Here is a 17,488-nt window from a genome sequence, read left to right as displayed (position 1 = left end):
TCGAACACAGAAGTTAAGCCTTCTTGCGCCGATGGTACTTATCCGGAAACGGATTGGGAGAGTAGGTAGTCGCTCAACAAAAGAACCTTGTACGATTTATCGTGCAGGGTTCTTTTGCTTTTTTCTCAAATAATAGAATTTCAAAATATAGATTCTTTTCTTTCAGAACACTATCTGCTATAATAAATATGTTATTTAATGAAACAAAAAATTCTTGACAAATTCTGAAATTCGTTTATTCTATTAAAGTCATATTATTTCAAAAATAGATTCAAAAGGGGAAAGGTATATGGCCCCAAGGCACAATGTAATAAAGCTTTCCAATATTGAGAAAGCAGTTAGATAGGCTTGTATAAGCCTTTTCTTATTTCATACTATTGTAAGGAGGAAGAGTAATGAGTACTAAGTATATTTTTATAACAGGCGGGGTTGTTTCTTCATTAGGCAAAGGCTTAACAGCAGCATCCTTAGGAAGATTATTAAAAGACCGCGGCCTGAAAGTTGTGTTGCAGAAGTTTGATCCCTATTTAAATGTGGATCCAGGAATGATGAGCCCTCTTCAGCATGGAGAAGTTTTTGTAACAGACGATGGAGCGGAAACAGATCTAGATGTGGGTCATTATGAGAGATTTACAGATATTAATCTAGATAAATCTGCAGATATCACAACAGGTATTATCTATAAAACAATTCTAGAAAATCAGGATAAAGGTGTTTACGGCGGCAGTACAGTACAAGTAATTCCTCATGTTACAAATGAAATAAAAGATCGTGTAAAAAAAATCGGCACACAAAGAGATGTGGATGTTATTATTACTGAAATCGGAGGAACGGTAGGAGATATCGAAGGTCTTCCATTTATCGAAGCTATCCGCCAGTTTAAATACGATGTAGGCCGTGATAATGTTCTCTATATTCATGTGACATTAGTTCCTTATCTTACCACTTCCGGAGAATTAAAGACAAAACCGACGCAGCACTCTGTAAAAGATTTAAGAAGTTTCGGAATTCAACCGGATATTATTATTCTTAGAACAGAGCATTCTATCGATGAAGAAACGATAGATAAAATCGCTTTATTCTGCGACATGGAACCTAAAGATGTAATCGAAAATTCCGATGTAGAACATCTGTACGAACTGCCTAAAGTTTTAGAAAAACAAGGCTTAAGCGAACTTGTTATGGAGAAATTAAAGTTAGAAAAGAGACCTCTTAATTCTAAAGAATGGGATTCATTATTAGAAAAGGTTAAAAAAGTGGACAAGAAAGTTAAGTTAGCAGTGATTGCTAAATATGTAGACTTGAAGGATTCTTATCTTTCTCTTTTTGAAGCTTTAACACATTCAGGCATAGAGTACGGTACTGACTTTGATATAAATATCGTAGATGCTGAAAAATTAGATAGCAAGAATTACAAAAGTATGTTAAAAGACAGCGATGGTATTATTATTCCAGCAGGTTTTGGAGATAGAGGATTGGTAGGTATGGTACTTGCTTCAAAATTTGCAAGAGAGAATAAAATACCTTTCTTAGGAATCTCTATGGGTATGCATGCTGCTGTTGTGGATGTAGCAAGAGATGCAGGGCTTAAAGTACTTCCAGATGATTCTATCGAGAATTCTATAGATGATATTATATACGCGCCTAAAGAAAGTTCAGTGAAGGACGAGCGCCGTTTAGGATTATATCCAAGCCGTATTAAGAGCGGAAGTTTATTATCTGATATTTACGGAGAAGAATTAGTGTATGAGAGACATAGAAACCGTTATGAAGTAAATCGTATGTTTGAAGAAAAAATGGAAAATGCCGATCTTATTATCAGTGCAATGACACCGGATGAAAAATATATTCAAGCAGTTGAAATTAAAGACCATCCATTTTATTTAGGAATTCAATTCCAGCCGGAATTTCGATCCAGACCTACTAAACCTCATCCTATCTTCAATAACTTTGTAAAAGCGATGTTAAAGAAAAAGAAAGATTCATAGGAGGAGTTATGGATAAGGAAGCATTGTCCGGAAAAAAGCTGGATGAACTAAAAGAACTTGCCAGTGAGGCGGGTGTAAAGTCTATTTCAAGGAAGAAAAAAAGCGAATTAATCGATGCAATCCTAGAACAGGTCGAATTAAATGAGCAGGAGAATATGGAGAAAGATGAGAAATCTCCTGCTTCTGCCCAGAAAGAGCCTTTAAAAGTAAAAGGAATACTCGATCTTCATCAAGACGGTTTTGGTTTTTTACGTTCAGAAGGTTATGATTCCGGTGATGATGATATTTATGTGCCTCACACTCAAGTACGCCGATTTCGATTAAAAACAGGAGATTATGTTGAAGGTTTAGCTCGCGAAAAACATGACGATCGGGAAAAATTCAGCCCTTTAATTTATATAAATAAAGTCAACGGCGATGGTCCGGAACATCTAAGAGAAAGAAGAAATTTCGAAGATTTAACACCTCTTTATCCTGATGAAAAAATAGATTTGGAATGGGGTCAAGAGCAGTACTCCATGAGAATTATCAATTTGATTTCACCTATAGGTAAAGGACAAAGAGGGCTCATCGTTTCTCCTCCTAAAACCGGCAAAACAACACTTTTAAAATCAATCGCAAACGCAATCGGAAAAAATCATCCTGAAATGCATATCATTGTGCTTCTAATAGATGAAAGACCTGAAGAAGTCACAGATATGAAACGATCGGTCAATGCGGAAGTAGTAGCTTCTACTTTTGATGAGCTGCCTCAAAATCATACTAGAATTTCTGAAATAGTATTAGAGCGGGCGAAACGACTTGTGGAACATGGCAAAGATGTAGTCATATTAACAGACAGTATTACAAGGCTGTCACGGGCATATAATATTACCAGTCCTTATTCTGGAAAGACCTTATCTGGCGGATTGGATCCTATGGCACTCCATAAACCGAAACGATTTTTCGGTGCTGCTAGAAATTTGGAAGAAGGCGGAAGTTTAACGATAATAGCTACGGCATTGATTGAAACAGGTTCTAGAATGGATGATATGATCTTTGAAGAATTTAAAGGAACGGGAAATATGGAAGTCCATTTAGACCGGGATTTATCTGAACTTCGAATATTTCCTGCTATCGATATTTTCAAATCTGGAACGAGAAGAGACGAACTTCTTTTAAGCCGAGAAGAATTGGAGGCTATGAGAAAGATAAGAAGATTTTTATCCAGCGGAAATCCACAGGAAATTGCAGATAAATTCCAAGAGATGATTCATAATACAAAATCGAATCAGCAATTATTAGATGAGATTAATAAAGGGTTGAAATAGTAAAAAGAATGTTGATTCAATGGGAATACTGTGATATAATAACTTAGTCACGAAACATAAAGGTTTTATTAGGAAGAGGTGAAAATAATGAAAAAGGGAATTCATCCAGAATATCACGAAGCAACAGTTACTTGCTCTTCATGTGGAAATACATTTCAAGTTGGATCTACAAAAGAAGCTATCAAGGTAGAGGTTTGTTCTGAATGTCATCCATTCTACACTGGACGTCAAAGATCAGCTGAACGTGGTGGTAGAGTAGAGAAATTTAAGAAGAAATATAATATGAAATAATGAAGGCTAGTACAATGGTACTAGCTTTTTTATATGAAAGGTTCTCATGGGAATAATGGAGATAGGCGGGCAGGCTCTTCCGGAAGGCATCGTAATGAGAAATAGAGATAAAATCTCTATCGCAAAACGGGATAAAAATACGATTAAAGAAAAACTGCTGTATACAGCTGAGCCTCAAGGAAGAAGATATCAGCTTCCAATTATTCGGGGTATATTTCTTTTATGGAATTTTTACAGCTCCCTGATAGCAAGTTTTAAAGAGCCGGCTGCAAGAAAGAAAAAACAGGGAAGAGTCCTTTATCAACTCATTCTGATACTGAATCTCTTCGCTGCAGTTTTTATTTTTTTGTTTTTTATGCTGATATTGCCCACTCTCTTGGCTGGGTTGTTTGAAGGATTCATCAAAAATGTTTTTCTTCTTAATATAGTAGAAGGTTTAATACGGATGTTTCTTTTTGTTCTTTATATGAGGCTTCTTATGAAATTTCAGGATATAGAAATCCTTTTAAAATATCATGGTGCAGAACATAAGACGATTCATTGTTATGAGGCTGGAGAAACTCTTATGGTGGAGAATGTACGAACATTTCAGAGATCGCATCCGAGATGCGGTACAAATTATATAAGTTATACATTTACAGTGTATTTAATCATAAATATATTCCTTGGATGGCCCGATATGGGAATGCGACTTATCACTAGGGCTTTTACGATACTTGTATCTTTTATAGTTGGCTACGAAGTGTTTTATTATTTAGATCAAAGCAAAAATCCTTTTTTTGGAAAGATAAATGATGTATTTTCAAAAATACAATATTGGACGACGACACTTGAACCTGATGATGATATGATTGAAGTAGGAATTCGAGCGATTAGACCCATTATAGGAGAATTAAGAATGACCGGACAAGATGTAATTAAAAAATTTGGTTCAGTTGACGGGTATTTAATATTAGAAGAAGTTCTTGGAAAGTCGAAATCAGAACTGAAATTAAACATGCCTTTTGAGTTAACCCAGAAAGAAGAAGAAAAAATCATAAAGATTTCCGAACTTTACGATAGAATACCTCTTCAGTATATTTTAGGACATTGGAATTTTTATGGCAGAGAGTTTAAAGTTCGAGAAAATGTACTTATCCCTCGTTTCGATACAGAAAATCTTTTAGAAACGGTGATTAACTGGAGAAGCGGATACAAGGATATATTAGATATCGGAACAGGTTCAGGGATTATTGCTCTTACATTGGGATTGGAGCTTCCGGAAGCTTCTGTCATAGGCGTAGATATATCTGAAGATGCATATCGTTTGGCAGAAGAAAATAGAAAATTATTACAGGCAGAAAATGTAGAATTTCGATTAGGAGATCTTTTTGAGCCGGTTTCTGGAGAGAAATTTGATTTGATTTGTTCTAATCCTCCCTATATTAACAGACAAGACATGGAAAATTTAGATTGGAAAGTGAAAAGCGAACCTTCTTTGGCATTGTATGGAGGCGAAGACGGACTGGATTTTTATCGACGAATCATCAGCCATGCTCCAAAATATCTTAAACCGGGAGGCTTATTGGCCTTTGAAATAGGCAGTGATCAAGGAAAATCGGTAGAGCTTTTTCTGCAAGAAGAAGGCTTTCACGACATAAAGCTTTTCCAAGATCTGCAGGGATTCGATCGGGTTATTTTAGCAGTATATCAATAATAGGAAAGAAATAAGAGAGGTAATAAAATGTTTGAAAATTTAGAATCTTTAAAGGAAAACTATAAGAATCTAGAACTTAAGATTGCGGATCCGGATACGATGAAGAACATGGAAAACTGGCAGAAAATGGTGAAAGAACATGCGGATCTTAAGCCGATAATCGAAAAGTATAATGAATATGTACAAAATAAAAATATTCTTGAAGAAGACAAAGAGATGCTGGGCGAGTCTTTAGACGATGATATGAGAGACATGCTGAAAGAGGAAGTCAGCGCAAGAGAAAAAGAAATTACGACTCAAGAACAAGAATTAAAAATCCTATTATTGCCGAAAGATCCTAATGATGATAAAAACGTGTTTATCGAAATTCGAGCGGGTGCCGGCGGAGATGAGGCAGGTCTGTTCGCAGGAGAACTTCTTCGAATGTATAACATGTTTGCCGATAAGAAAAACTGGAAAACAGAACTTATGGATATTAACGAGCAGGGAGTCGGGGGAATAAAAGAGGCTGTCTTTATGGTGAAAGGACAGGGAGCTTATTCTAAATTAAAATACGAATCTGGAGTCCATAGGGTACAGCGTGTTCCAGCTACAGAATCCAGCGGAAGAATTCATACCTCTGCTGCAACAGTAGCCGTTCTTCCAGAAGCAGATGATGTAGATGTTCATATCGAGCAGAAAGATTTAAGAGTGGATGTATTCCGTTCATCAGGAAACGGCGGACAGTCTGTAAATACTACGGACTCTGCAGTTCGTATCACTCACTTGCCTACAGGAATCGTAGTATCTTGCCAAGATGAGAAATCTCAGTTAAAGAATAAAGACAAGGCGATGAAAATATTAAAATCCCGTCTTTACGATAAAATGCTGGAAGAACAGAACAAAGAAATGGCGGATGAAAGAAAATCCCAAGTTGGAAGCGGAGACCGTTCAGAAAGAATCCGAACTTATAATTTCCCACAAGGACGAGTTACAGATCATAGAATCAACCGTACCATCCATCAGCTGGATGATTTTCTAGACGGCAATATCGAAGAAATGATCGATGCGCTGATCACTTACGATCAAGCAGAAAAATTAAAGATCATCGGCGACGATAAAACAGCTTAAAACTCTATGAAAGAGAATTCTTTCATAGAGTTTTTCCATTTGAAGAGATGTCCTTCTATAAAGAATGTTATAATAGGAGTGATTGAAATATAGGAGGGTACTATGGATAGAAATGAAGCAGATCGTTATTTAGAACAAAGCAGACAGCGCGGTTTTGTATTAGGTCTAGATAATATGGAAAAAGTTCTGATGGCATTAGACAGACCGGATCATAAGTATAAAATTATTCATGTTGCAGGAACAAACGGCAAAGGTTCGACATGTACTATGACCCAAAGAATCTTAACGGAAAACGGATATAAAACAGGGCTCTATACATCGCCAGAGCTTTATCATATAAATGATAGAATACATATTGATAACGAAGAAATATCGGATGAAGATTACCTCCAGGTATTTAGCGATATCGTTGAAATTTGTGAGAAAGAAAGTATTCCAATAACAGAATTTGAACTGCTTACGGCAGTCGCTTTAGAATATTTTGCAAGAAAAGATTGTGATTTTGTAGTTTTGGAAGTAGGGATGGGAGGACGGCTTGATGCAACAAATGTTGTAGATCAGCCTATTTTAACAGTAATTACCAGCATCGCTTTGGATCACACCGACTATTTAGGGGATACGTTAGCAAAAATAGCCTATGAAAAAGGCGGTATTATAAAAAGTTCTGCTCCAGTAATTTTATATCCTCAAGACCAAGAAGTGGAAAAAGTGATTCGAGAAATAGCCGAAGAAAAAGGTGTTTCTGTAATCTCTCCAGATTTTGAAAAAATAAAGGGTATTGAAGTCAAAGAGAGTTCCCAGTCCTTTACTTATAAAGGAAGAGCAATCGAGTTAAGCTTGATGGGAGAGTATCAAGTCAAAAATAGTACCCTAGTCTTCGAAATCATAAGTTTTCTAGAAGAATTAGGCTACTTCATGGATAGGAAAAAAGTGCTTCAGGGATTCAAAAATACCAGAATGATAGCCAGATTGCAGAAAGTTCAGGATAATCCTGTTATTTTACTGGATGGGGCTCATAATGAGCAGGGGATCGGAGAATTGAAAAAAGCCTTAACCCTTATCTATCCAGATAGAAAATTCGTATTTATTTTCGGCGTTTTAAAAGACAAGGAATATAAAAAAGAAGTTGAGATTCTTTCTGAAATAGCCAAGGCATTTATTGCAGTAGAACCGGATTATCCTGAAAGAAAATTAGAAAGCTCTGCTCTGAAAGTTTTATTAGATCAATTTTGCAGCGAAGTAGCAGATTTAGAAACTATTCCAGCGGCAATAGAGTATGCAAATAAAGAATATAGAGAAGATATTATAATAATCTGCGGCTCTTTTTATCAAGTAAAAGATGTCCTTCATTATTATAATCATTAGGAGGAAAAGATGGATTACAAGATATTTGAAAATGGCAATTATGGGGAAGTAAGATTTTCCGAAGAAATGAAAAATCATACAACATTTGAAATAGGCGGACCCTGCGATGTCATGATAATCCCAGAAAATAAAGAACAGGTTTTAAACACTTTAAAAACAATCAAAGAACATGATTTCTCTTATATGGTCATTGGAAACGGCAGCAATCTCTTAGTCTCAGATCAGGGACTTAGAATGGTAATCATTAAGTTAGGAGAAGCTTTTTCACAAATAAAGATAGAGGGAGAAAAAGTTTATGCTCAAGCAGGAGCAGAATTAGCAGAAGTCGCGAAAGCGAGTATAGAAGAGGGTCTTGCTGGTATGGAATATGTTTCTGGAATTCCTGGCAATATCGGCGGCGCTATTACAATGAATGCAGGGGCTTATGGCGGAGAAATGAAGGATATTGTAGGGACAGTAACTTGTTTAGGACAGGATTTGGAAATCCGCACTTATACCAACGAAGACATGCATTTCAGCTATCGCCACTCGAGAGTCCAAGAAGAAAACCTTATCGTATTGGAAGTGGAATTAGCTCTCGAAAAAGGAAATCAAGAAGAGATCGACGAACTTTATCATTCATTAACCCAAAGACGAGAGGAAAAACAGCCTTTAGAATATGCTAGTGCCGGCTCCACCTTCAAACGGCCAGAAGGCTATTATGCAGGAAAACTTATTGATGATGCGGGACTAAGAGGGTATAAACATAATAATGCGATGGTAAGCGAAAAGCACTGCGGTTTTGTGATCAACACAGGGGGAGCCGCTTGTGATGATGTGTTATATATTATACGCCATATTCAAAAAGAGATTTATGATAAATATAGAGTAAAACTCCAGACTGAGGTGAAAATTTTAGGTGAAGAAATTTAGATTAATCGGAGATTATCATACCCATACACTTTATAGCAGAAACGGACACGGCAAGGGAACGATCAGAGAAAATGCTGAAAGGGCTTTAAGCTTAGGATTAAAAGAATTGTATATTACAGATCATGGACCAGGACATCTGTTTTTCGGTTTAAAAAGAAAAATGATTCCAATTGTACGCAAAGAAATCGATGATCTGAACAAGGAATTTGAAGGCCGGATTAAAATATTCTTCGGAGTAGAGGCGAATGTAGTCGATTATGACGGTAAAATCGATATTAAAGAAGACGAAATAAAATATTTTGATATTATTAATGTGGGTTATCATACCGGTGTTCGTTTTTTGAACATAAAGTCAGAAATACTCTTTCGTTATATAAACCCTCTATCCAAATACAGCAGCCGGTTGGAGAATTACATTAGGGAGAAGAATACAGAAGCTCTTATAAAAATTGTAGAGAATTACCCTATTCGGATTATTACTCATCCAGGAGAAAAGGTAAATTTAGATATCAGAAAACTAGCTGAAGCTTGTGAGAAACAAGGCACTTTATTAGAAATAAACGGTCATCACAATCATATAAGTGTTGAAAATTTAGCGATAGCTGCCCAGACGGACTGCAGATTTTCTGTGGGAAGCGATGCCCATTTTCCGGATGCAGTGGGATCGGTAGAAGGCGCATTTAGGAGAATAGAAGAATCCGGTATTCCTTTAACGAAAGTAGAAAATGTAGAACTATTAGAAGGAGCTTAATATGGAAATTGTTATTATAACTGGTATTTCCGGTGCAGGAAAATCATCAGCATTAGATATTTTCGAAGATATGGGTTATTATTCCATGGATAATCTTCCCCCTCAGCTATTGACAAATTTTGCTGAACTTTCAAAAACAAGCATGAAAGAAATTGATCGGCTGGCAGTAGTAGCAGACATCAGGGGCGGTATTTTTTTCAATGATCTGATTTATGCGATAAACAAATTAAAAGCAATGGGTGAAAAAGTAAGTATTCTTTTTTTAGATGCTTCTGATGAAATACTCGTTCGACGATATAAAGAGCTCCGAAGACCCCATCCTCTTGTAACAGAAGAAATCAATCTTTTAGATGCGATACACAAAGAAAGAGAGCAGCTGGGAGAAATCAGAAAACTTGCAGATACGTATATAGATACAACAGGTTTTATATTAGGCGATTTTAAAAATAGAATCCATGCGCTCTATGAATCATCGGAAGAAGGAAGAACTCTTACCATAACAGTGATGTCTTTCGGATTTAAACATGGAATCCCATTAGATGCGGACTTGGTATTTGATGTGCGTTTCCTTCCGAATCCTTATTACGAAAAAAGTTTGAAACCCTTGAGCGGATTGAATAAAGAAGTATCCGATTTTGTTTTCGACTATCCCGTTTCAGATGAATTTGTGCATAAGACCATGGATATGCTGGAATTTTTAATCCCTCACTATATTCATGAAGGAAAAACAAGTTTAGTCATTGGAATCGGCTGTACAGGAGGGAAACACCGTTCTGTTGCTATAACAGAGAGATTATCCCAAGAATTGGAAAAAGCAGGAGAAAAAACACATGTGTCCCACAGAGATTCAAAATTATGGTAGAAAAAACATTCATAATAGAGATCTTCGAATTGTAACCATCGGAGGAGGAACAGGAAACTCCGTTATGCTTCGAGGATTGAAAAAGTATTCTACAAATATTACGACAATCGTAACAGTAGCAGATGATGGAGGCGGTTCTGGAGTGTTAAGAGAAGATCTAGGAATGCTTCCTCCAGGGGATATAAGAGCCTGTTTAATTGCCCTTGCCAATACAGAGCCGGCTATGGAAAATCTGATGCAGTATCGATTTAAAGAAGGAACCTATAAAGGCCAAAATTTCGGAAATCTTTTCTTAGCCGCAATGAACGATATCTATGGATCTTTTGACGTTGCGATTAAAGAAACAGCCAATGTTTTAGCCATAACAGGAAAGGTTCTTCCAATGACATTGGAAAATATTGTTCTGTATGCAAAACTGGAGGACGGGTCTGTCATAGAAGGGGAATCAAATATTACTTTTCTTACAAGAAAATCCGGCGGAAAAATCAAAGAAGTCTTTCTTGAACCCGAATCTCCTCAGCCATTAGAAGAGGCGATCGATGAGATTATGGATGCAGATATTGTTATATTAGGTCCGGGAAGCCTTTACACATCCATTATGCCGAATCTATTGGTAAAGCGGATTGCAAAAGCCGTTATCAATACACAAGCACCTGTTTACTATAATGTAAATGTGATGACCCAGGCTGGAGAAACAGACGGCTATAGTGCGACAGATCATATTAAAGCTATTACGAAACATGCAGGCGAGAAAATCATCGATCGTGTTTTAGTCAACAATGAAGAGATACCGAAAGAACAAGCGCTGAAGTATTATTTTATGGAAGGCGCCGAACCGGTTTATTTGAAAGAGCATGAAAAAGAAGATCTTGAAGATCAGGGGATAAAGGTTATAGAAGGTCCTTTTGTAGATGTTAAGCTCAATTATATCCGGACAGATTCAGAAATGGCAATGAAAGCGATTATCAATGATTTTTGCAAATATTTTGTAGATTAGGAGAAGAATATGCGTAAAAGAATTCTTTTTTATGGCAGGGTGCAAGGTGTTGGTTTTCGTTACAGTTCTTATACAGAAGCAAATTTAATAGGTCTGACAGGATGGGTCAGAAATTTATCCGATGGAACCGTTGAGATGGAAGTACAGGGGACAAAAGAGAAAATACAGCAGCTCATCGAAAATATATCAAGCCAAAGATTTATATCAATCGAGTACAAGGAAGAAGAGCAGATTGAAGAAATCGAAGAAGAAGGTTTTGAAATCCGCTGATTTAAAAAATGTGTAAGCTCCTCCTTTTTATAGTATAATATTATAAGTTGTTTGATTATCAGATTCAAGGAGGTTATTGAATGGAAGAAATAAGTGCAGGAGGAGTCGTTGTTCACAAAGGTAAAGTTGCTGTACTTAGAAAATTCCGAGGAGAATGGGTTTTGCCGAAAGGCAGACTTGAAGAGGGTGAATCCAGAGAGAAAGCAGCACTGCGTGAAGTAAGGGAAGAATCTGGCCTGCGGGCAGAAATTGTACGTTATATCGGTTATGTGAAATATTGGTATCAGCATATTGAGGGAGATAAAGTGCAAAAAACTGTTCATTATTATTATATGGAATCGAAAGATACAAATCTTATCCCGCAAAAAGAAGAAGGATTTACAGAAGCCGTTTATATGCCTTTTGATAAGGCAATTCATTATATAAAGCACGATGCAGAGAAAAATATGATTCGGAAAACAAAGTATTTTTATAATAAGGACAGAGGTAAGTAAATGTCTTATTCCAATAATGTAAAAGGGGAGCTCTCAAAAACACCCCTTGGAAGTGCTGAAGAAATGAAATCAGAAATTGTTGCATTATTAAGAGTCAATGCAATTCTTATGATCCAAGGCGGTCATATGAGGATTCAGTTTTCCACAGAAAACAATCCTGTTGCGAGAAGAATCTTCCTTCTTATAAAAACTCTTTATAATTATGATGCGAAAATTTCAGCAGTAAAAAGAAATCAATTACGACGAAAGACCATTTATAAAGTATTAATTGATTCAGAAGATGTTTTTGTGAAGCTGATGGAAGACGGAGGCTATGAACCATCCTTTATTATCAGCCTGACAGGGGAAATTCCTCAAAAGCTTATCAATACGAACCGTAAAATCCGTTCCTATATAAGAGGATGTTTTTTAGGGGCCGGATCCATCGCAAATCCTGAAAAGATGTATCATTTGGAGATCGTATTTGATGACGAGTCGGAAGCAGTACGGATAAAAGAATTGATGGATTCTGTAGACTTATTCGGAAAGATAACGAAGAGAAAAGATCAGTATATTTTCTATTATAAGGACAGCGAGATGATATCGGATATATTATCTTTTATGGAAGCGTACCAATCAGTTTTAAAGCTGGAAGACATACGCGCTATGAAGGACTTGAAAAACAATATCAACCGAGTTATCAATTGCGAAACTGCGAATATCGATAAAACAGTAGCTGCTGCGATGAAGCAGAAAAAAGCGATCCTAAAGATCGGTATTGAAAATCTGCCGGATAATCTTAAGGAAGTGGCGCTCATACGGCTGCATCATCCAGATGCATCCTTGAAATCCATAGGAGAATTAATGAAGCCTCAGCAGTCTAGATCAGGTGTCAATTATAAACTGAAAAAAATCGAGAAAATAGCAGAAGAATTGACAAAGAAATCACTCTAGATTTCTTTGTTTTTTATTTTAGGAAGAGAAAGGAGGAATTATGGTTCAATTTACACATTTACATGTCCATACAGCTTATAGTCTTTTGGACGGCTACTCTCCGATACCGGAGCTTTTAGACCGCTGCCAAGAACTGGGGATGAAAAATATCGCCATTACAGATCACGGATCGATGTTTGGTGTGGTGCAGTTTTATAAAGAAGCCGTGAAAAGAGGAATCAAACCCATCTTAGGATGTGAAATCTATACAGTAAATGGTGATTATTTAGAAAAAAGCGCTCAGAACAAACGCTATAATCACTTAATATTATTGGCAAAAGATCAAGAAGGCTATGAAAACTTGATGAAAATTGTTTCTTTAGGTTATATTAAAGGCTTTTATTATAAGCCTCGAGTCGACTATTCTGTTTTAAGAAAATATCACAAAGGAATTATCGCTCTGTCTGCATGTCTGAAGGGAAAAGTCCAAGAAGATCTTGTTTTTAAAAACGATTATGAAACTGCGAAAGAATCCGCTATTGAACTTCAGGAGATTTTTGGAGAAGATAATTTTTATTTAGAACTTCAAAATCATGGCATGCGGGAAGACGAAAGAATACTGGAAGAAATTCCTAGAATCTCCTCTGAGACAGGAATACCTCTGGTTGCAACAAACGATATCCATTATGTAAATAAAGATGACTGGAAAATCCATGATATTATTCTTGCTATTCAAATGGGAACAACATTGGAACAAAAGAATAGTGAAGGAAAGATGCAGTATGCTCCAGGAGAATTCTATCTTCGAAGCCCGGAAGAGATGGAAAACTTGTTTGGCGATTATAAAGAAGCTTTGACAAATACTGAGAAAATTGCAGAACGATGCAATGTAGAACTGGAGTTTGGAAACCTCCATCTTCCCTATTTTGAAATACCGAAAGAACATACGAATGTAAGTTATCTAAGGGAACTTACAAAGTCCGGTTTGGAAAATCGCTATGAAAAAATTACAGAGGAAATTCAAGAACGAGCAGAATTTGAGCTTCAAACCATCGAAAAAATGGGCTATGTGGATTATTTTCTGATTGTCTGGGATTTTATTCGTTTCGCGAAGGAAGAAAAGATTCCGGTCGGTCCGGGTCGGGGTTCTGCAGCAGGGAGTATTGTCAGTTTTGCTTTAGGGATAACGGATATTGATCCTTTAGATTATGATCTGCTTTTTGAACGATTCTTAAATCCAGAGAGGGTTTCCATGCCGGATATTGATATCGACTTTTGCTATGAAAGAAGAGACGAAGTGATACAGTATGTGGTTAAAAAATACGGAGCAGAGAAAGTAGCACAGATTGTCACTTTCGGTACAATGGGCGCAAGGGGGGCGATTCGAGACGTAGGAAGAGTCCTCGATATGGATTACAAAAAAGTAGATGAAATTGCCAAACAAATCCCTATGCAGTTGGATATGACGATTTCAAAGGCTCTTGAAATAAGCAATGAATTTAAGAACAGCTATGAATCCAATCCGGAAACACGCCGTCTTATCGATATTGCACTGAGGGTAGAAGGAACTCCAAGACATACGTCTACTCATGCTGCCGGTGTTGTGATTTCCAGAAAGCCGATAATGGAATATGTATCCCTTGCAAAAAACAAAGATGCTATTATTACCCAGTGCAATATGACTGAATTAGAGGAATTGGGACTTCTTAAAATGGATTTCTTAGGCCTTAGAACGCTAACGGTGATTCAAGATGCGGTTGATATGATCAACGAGAAGGAAGGAAATTTGCTAAAAGTCGAAGACATGGATGAAAACGACTCTGAGGTGCTTTCAATGTTTACTGTGGCTGAGACCCTTGGAATCTTTCAGTTTGAGTCCTCGGGAATGCGAAACTTTTTAAAAGAGCTAAAGCCTACCCGCTTTAATGATCTAATCGCTGCGAATTCCCTTTTCAGACCTGGTCCTATGAACGAAATTCCCACCTATATTCATAACAAAAATCATCCCGAAGATATAAAATATCTTCATCCTGCTTTAAAACCGATTTTGTCAGAAACTTACGGTACTATTGTATATCAAGAGCAGGTAATGCAGATTGTTCAGCAGCTGGCAGGCTTTTCTTTAGGCCAAGCTGATAACTTGAGGCGGGCAATGGGTAAAAAGAAAATGGATGTAATGGAAGCGGAACGAAAAAGATTTATCTATGGGGAAGATGGAGCAGATGGTGAAATCTTGGTAGAAGGTACTTTGAGAAAAGGGATCTCTGCGGAGATTGCAAATGAAATCTACGATTTAATGATTGATTTTGCAAAATATGCCTTTAACAAGTCCCACTCAGCTGCCTATTCTCTAGTGGCTATGAGAACCGCATGGCTGAAACATTACTATCCGCTGGAATTTATGGCTGCTTTGATGAGCTCTGTAATGGGAAATACCCCTCAAATTTCATTATATATACAAGAATCCAGAAGACTTGACCTTGCTATTTTGCCGCCGGATGTAAACTATTCGAATAAAAAGTTTACAGTACAAAATGAAGCGATTCGTTTTGGAATGATGGCGATTAAAAATGTTGGCGGCGCTTTAATCGAAGCCATTGTAAAGGCAAGACAAGCAGGAGGCTTGTTTACGGACTTTAGAGAGTTCGTTGAGCGGGTAACGGCAGTTGATTCCACAGCTCTTAATAAAAGAGGGATGGAAAGTCTGATTAAAGCAGGTGCTTTTTCAAGTCTTGGCTATACAAGATCCGGACTGATGTTAGAGTATTCGGCGGTTATAGATTCTGTACAAAATACAGCAAAGAAAAATGTGCCGGGACAAAAATCTCTTTTCGACATTATGGAAGAAGATGGACCCAAGCCGGTCTCTGAAATTCAGTATAAAAATCATCAAGAGTATAATAAAAAAGATCTTTTAAAATTTGAAAAGGAAGTTTTAGGGGTTTATCTAACAGATCACCCTCTTCGTCCCTACGAGGAATGGATCAACAAATATTCGAATTTTACAATGATTGATTTAAAAGAAGAGATTTCTCTTGCAGAAGCGAAGTGGGATCAAAAAGAAGTGACAATGGTAGGAATTGTCGAATCGGTCAATAAAAAATTTACGAGAAACAATCAGCTTATGGAATTTGTCAAATTTGAAGATTTATATGGTATGATCGAATTAATCGTATTTCCGAAATTATACGATAGATACAGCTCGTTAATGATAGAAGATCAGGTTCTTATGGTGAAGGGAAGACTTTCTTTAAGCGAAATGGAAGAACCTAAACTGATTGTAGATAAAGTAGAAGAACTAGACAAGAATTTACCCTCTGAAAAAATATATATTAAAATAACACCATCCATAGAGTCGCAGACAGTAGAAGACATAAAAATATTTCTGCGCAGCTACACCGGAGAACAAAAGAGCCCGATTCAGTTTTATTTTTCCCATTCTGGAAAAAGTTTTGTTTTAAAAAAGGAAATGTGGGCAGATGCAGAGGATGAAAATCTTATAAAAGAATTAGAAAAAAGACTGGGAAAACAAAATGTTAAAGTAGTATAGAAAGAGGTGTTTTATGAGAACGATAGGTGTATTAACAAGCGGGGGAGACGCCCCGGGAATGAATGCGGCAGTTCGATCGATAGCAAGAACTTGCATATTCAACGGAATTCGAGTCATGGGTATCCGCTACGGATATGACGGGCTGATTAATGGAAATATTTACGAGATGAATGTTTCTTCCGTTGCCGACATTATCCAAAGGGGAGGTACTATCTTAGGTTCTGCCCGAAGCGATGAGTTTATGACAGAAGCTGGAAGAAAGAAAGCTTTTAATATTATAAAAGATTTTGGGATAGAAGGTCTTATCGTTATCGGCGGAGACGGCTCCTTTAAAGGGGCTAAAGCGTTAAGCGACATGGGCATTAAAACCATCGGACTTCCCGGGACCATCGACAACGACATGGGTTATACAGATTATACGATTGGTTTTTGGACCGCGATAGAAACAGTCATTGATGCGATAGGAAAATTAAGAGATACTTCCTCTTCTCACGGAAGAGCAAATGTTGTAGAAGTAATGGGCAGAAACTGCGGAGACCTTGCTCTGTATGCAGGAGTTGCAGGCGGGGCAGAAAGTATTGTTATTCCTGAAGAGCCATTCGATATCGATGCGATCAGCAAGAAAATTCTCCAAGGACGAAAAAGAGGAAAAAGACATCATATTATCGTTTTAGCAGAAGGGGCAGGAAAAGCTTCTGAATTAAAGGAAGAGCTGCAGAAACGAACAGGAATTGAAACGAAGGCGACAATGCTGGGTCATGTTCAGCGTGGTGGATCTCCTTGCGCCTACGATAGAATTTTAGCGACGGAAATGGGGAACAAAGCAGTAGAGCTGCTTTTAGAAGGAAAATCTGCATTGGCTCTGGCAACTCAAAGAGGCCAGATTGTGGATATGGATATTACAGAAGCGGTAGAAACAACAAATGAATTGAATCAAGAGCTTTACAGTATAGCAAATGAAATTTCAATTTAGATAGGAG

The 17,488-nt window shown here is 37.1% G+C and carries 15 protein-coding genes and 1 rRNA gene; all 16 read left to right on the top strand.

Annotated elements, in window-relative coordinates:
- Positions 1 to 78, top strand: a 5S ribosomal RNA gene (gene rrf / locus ACTQ46_RS09745); the annotation flags it as partial.
- 317 nt (positions 79 to 395) lie between these two features.
- Positions 396 to 1,988: a CTP synthase gene (locus tag ACTQ46_RS09740; RefSeq protein WP_441749410.1), complete on the top strand. Its 1,593-nt coding sequence runs from the start codon at positions 396 to 398 to the stop codon at positions 1,986 to 1,988.
- A gap of 8 nt (positions 1,989 to 1,996) precedes the next feature.
- Positions 1,997 to 3,298: a transcription termination factor Rho gene (rho, locus tag ACTQ46_RS09735; protein WP_441749408.1), complete on the top strand. Its 1,302-nt coding sequence runs from the start codon at positions 1,997 to 1,999 to the stop codon at positions 3,296 to 3,298.
- An 87-nt stretch (positions 3,299 to 3,385) separates the two neighbouring features.
- Positions 3,386 to 3,589: a 50S ribosomal protein L31 gene (gene rpmE / locus ACTQ46_RS09730; protein WP_441749406.1), complete on the top strand. Its 204-nt coding sequence runs from the start codon at positions 3,386 to 3,388 to the stop codon at positions 3,587 to 3,589.
- A 46-nt stretch (positions 3,590 to 3,635) separates the two neighbouring features.
- The gene (gene prmC / locus ACTQ46_RS09725; RefSeq protein WP_441749404.1) at positions 3,636 to 5,285 is read left to right on the top strand and encodes a peptide chain release factor N(5)-glutamine methyltransferase; all 1,650 of its coding nucleotides are present in this window, start codon (positions 3,636 to 3,638) and stop codon (positions 5,283 to 5,285) included.
- A gap of 27 nt (positions 5,286 to 5,312) precedes the next feature.
- Positions 5,313 to 6,395, top strand: a complete 1,083-nt coding sequence (prfA, locus tag ACTQ46_RS09720; RefSeq protein WP_441749402.1) for a peptide chain release factor 1 — start codon at positions 5,313 to 5,315, stop codon at positions 6,393 to 6,395.
- A 102-nt stretch (positions 6,396 to 6,497) separates the two neighbouring features.
- Positions 6,498 to 7,760, top strand: a complete 1,263-nt coding sequence (locus ACTQ46_RS09715; protein ID WP_441749400.1) for a bifunctional folylpolyglutamate synthase/dihydrofolate synthase — start codon at positions 6,498 to 6,500, stop codon at positions 7,758 to 7,760.
- Positions 7,761 to 7,769: 9 nt separating this feature from the next.
- The gene (murB, locus tag ACTQ46_RS09710) at positions 7,770 to 8,672 is read left to right on the top strand and encodes a UDP-N-acetylmuramate dehydrogenase (RefSeq protein ID WP_441749398.1); all 903 of its coding nucleotides are present in this window, start codon (positions 7,770 to 7,772) and stop codon (positions 8,670 to 8,672) included.
- Positions 8,659 to 9,423, top strand: coding sequence for a PHP domain-containing protein (locus tag ACTQ46_RS09705; RefSeq protein ID WP_441749396.1), 765 nt, complete (start codon positions 8,659 to 8,661; stop codon positions 9,421 to 9,423). The genes murB and ACTQ46_RS09705 overlap by 14 nt, the downstream gene beginning before the upstream one ends.
- Position 9,424: 1 nt before the next feature.
- On the top strand, positions 9,425 to 10,285 hold the full coding sequence (gene rapZ, locus ACTQ46_RS09700) for an RNase adapter RapZ (protein ID WP_441749395.1): 861 nt from the start codon (positions 9,425 to 9,427) through the stop codon (positions 10,283 to 10,285).
- Entirely contained in the window at positions 10,254 to 11,282 is a 1,029-nt protein-coding gene (locus ACTQ46_RS09695; protein ID WP_441749393.1) for a gluconeogenesis factor YvcK family protein, read from the top strand. Before rapZ ends, ACTQ46_RS09695 begins: the two co-directional genes overlap by 32 nt.
- A gap of 9 nt (positions 11,283 to 11,291) precedes the next feature.
- Positions 11,292 to 11,552, top strand: coding sequence for an acylphosphatase (locus tag ACTQ46_RS09690; protein WP_441749391.1), 261 nt, complete (start codon positions 11,292 to 11,294; stop codon positions 11,550 to 11,552).
- Positions 11,553 to 11,632: 80 nt separating this feature from the next.
- On the top strand, positions 11,633 to 12,046 hold the full coding sequence (locus tag ACTQ46_RS09685) for an NUDIX hydrolase (RefSeq protein WP_441749389.1): 414 nt from the start codon (positions 11,633 to 11,635) through the stop codon (positions 12,044 to 12,046).
- Positions 12,047 to 12,979 carry a DNA-binding protein WhiA gene (gene whiA / locus ACTQ46_RS09680; protein WP_441749388.1) on the top strand — a complete coding sequence of 311 codons (933 nt, stop codon included), beginning with the start codon at positions 12,047 to 12,049 and terminating at the stop codon, positions 12,977 to 12,979.
- A 40-nt stretch (positions 12,980 to 13,019) separates the two neighbouring features.
- On the top strand, positions 13,020 to 16,508 hold the full coding sequence (locus ACTQ46_RS09675) for a DNA polymerase III subunit alpha (RefSeq protein WP_441749386.1): 3,489 nt from the start codon (positions 13,020 to 13,022) through the stop codon (positions 16,506 to 16,508).
- A 13-nt stretch (positions 16,509 to 16,521) separates the two neighbouring features.
- On the top strand, positions 16,522 to 17,481 hold the full coding sequence (gene pfkA / locus ACTQ46_RS09670) for a 6-phosphofructokinase (RefSeq protein WP_441749384.1): 960 nt from the start codon (positions 16,522 to 16,524) through the stop codon (positions 17,479 to 17,481).
- Positions 17,482 to 17,488 lie beyond the last annotated feature (7 nt).

Source organism: Gallicola sp. Sow4_E12 (assembly GCF_052116305.1).
GTDB lineage: Bacteria > Bacillota > Clostridia > Tissierellales > Peptoniphilaceae > JBQKLI01.
This window is presented reverse-complemented; position numbering and strand designations above follow the sequence as displayed.

Excerpts from the sequence above, each read along its gene's own strand:
- murB (WP_441749398.1), top strand. The coding sequence starts at position 7,770 with ATGGATTACAAGATATTTGAAAATGGCAATTATGGGGAAGTAAGATTT.
- ACTQ46_RS09715 (WP_441749400.1), top strand. The coding sequence starts at position 6,498 with ATGGATAGAAATGAAGCAGATCGTTATTTAGAACAAAGCAGACAGCGC.
- rapZ (WP_441749395.1), top strand. The coding sequence starts at position 9,425 with ATGGAAATTGTTATTATAACTGGTATTTCCGGTGCAGGAAAATCATCA.
- ACTQ46_RS09685 (WP_441749389.1), top strand. The coding sequence starts at position 11,633 with ATGGAAGAAATAAGTGCAGGAGGAGTCGTTGTTCACAAAGGTAAAGTT.
- ACTQ46_RS09675 (WP_441749386.1), top strand. The coding sequence starts at position 13,020 with ATGGTTCAATTTACACATTTACATGTCCATACAGCTTATAGTCTTTTG.
- prfA (WP_441749402.1), top strand. The coding sequence starts at position 5,313 with ATGTTTGAAAATTTAGAATCTTTAAAGGAAAACTATAAGAATCTAGAA.
- rho (WP_441749408.1), top strand. The coding sequence starts at position 1,997 with ATGGATAAGGAAGCATTGTCCGGAAAAAAGCTGGATGAACTAAAAGAA.
- ACTQ46_RS09690 (WP_441749391.1), top strand. The coding sequence starts at position 11,292 with ATGCGTAAAAGAATTCTTTTTTATGGCAGGGTGCAAGGTGTTGGTTTT.
- ACTQ46_RS09740 (WP_441749410.1), top strand. The coding sequence starts at position 396 with ATGAGTACTAAGTATATTTTTATAACAGGCGGGGTTGTTTCTTCATTA.
- pfkA (WP_441749384.1), top strand. The coding sequence starts at position 16,522 with ATGAGAACGATAGGTGTATTAACAAGCGGGGGAGACGCCCCGGGAATG.
- prmC (WP_441749404.1), top strand. The coding sequence starts at position 3,636 with ATGGGAATAATGGAGATAGGCGGGCAGGCTCTTCCGGAAGGCATCGTA.
- rpmE (WP_441749406.1), top strand. The coding sequence starts at position 3,386 with ATGAAAAAGGGAATTCATCCAGAATATCACGAAGCAACAGTTACTTGC.
- ACTQ46_RS09695 (WP_441749393.1), top strand. The coding sequence starts at position 10,254 with ATGTGTCCCACAGAGATTCAAAATTATGGTAGAAAAAACATTCATAAT.
- whiA (WP_441749388.1), top strand. The coding sequence starts at position 12,047 with ATGTCTTATTCCAATAATGTAAAAGGGGAGCTCTCAAAAACACCCCTT.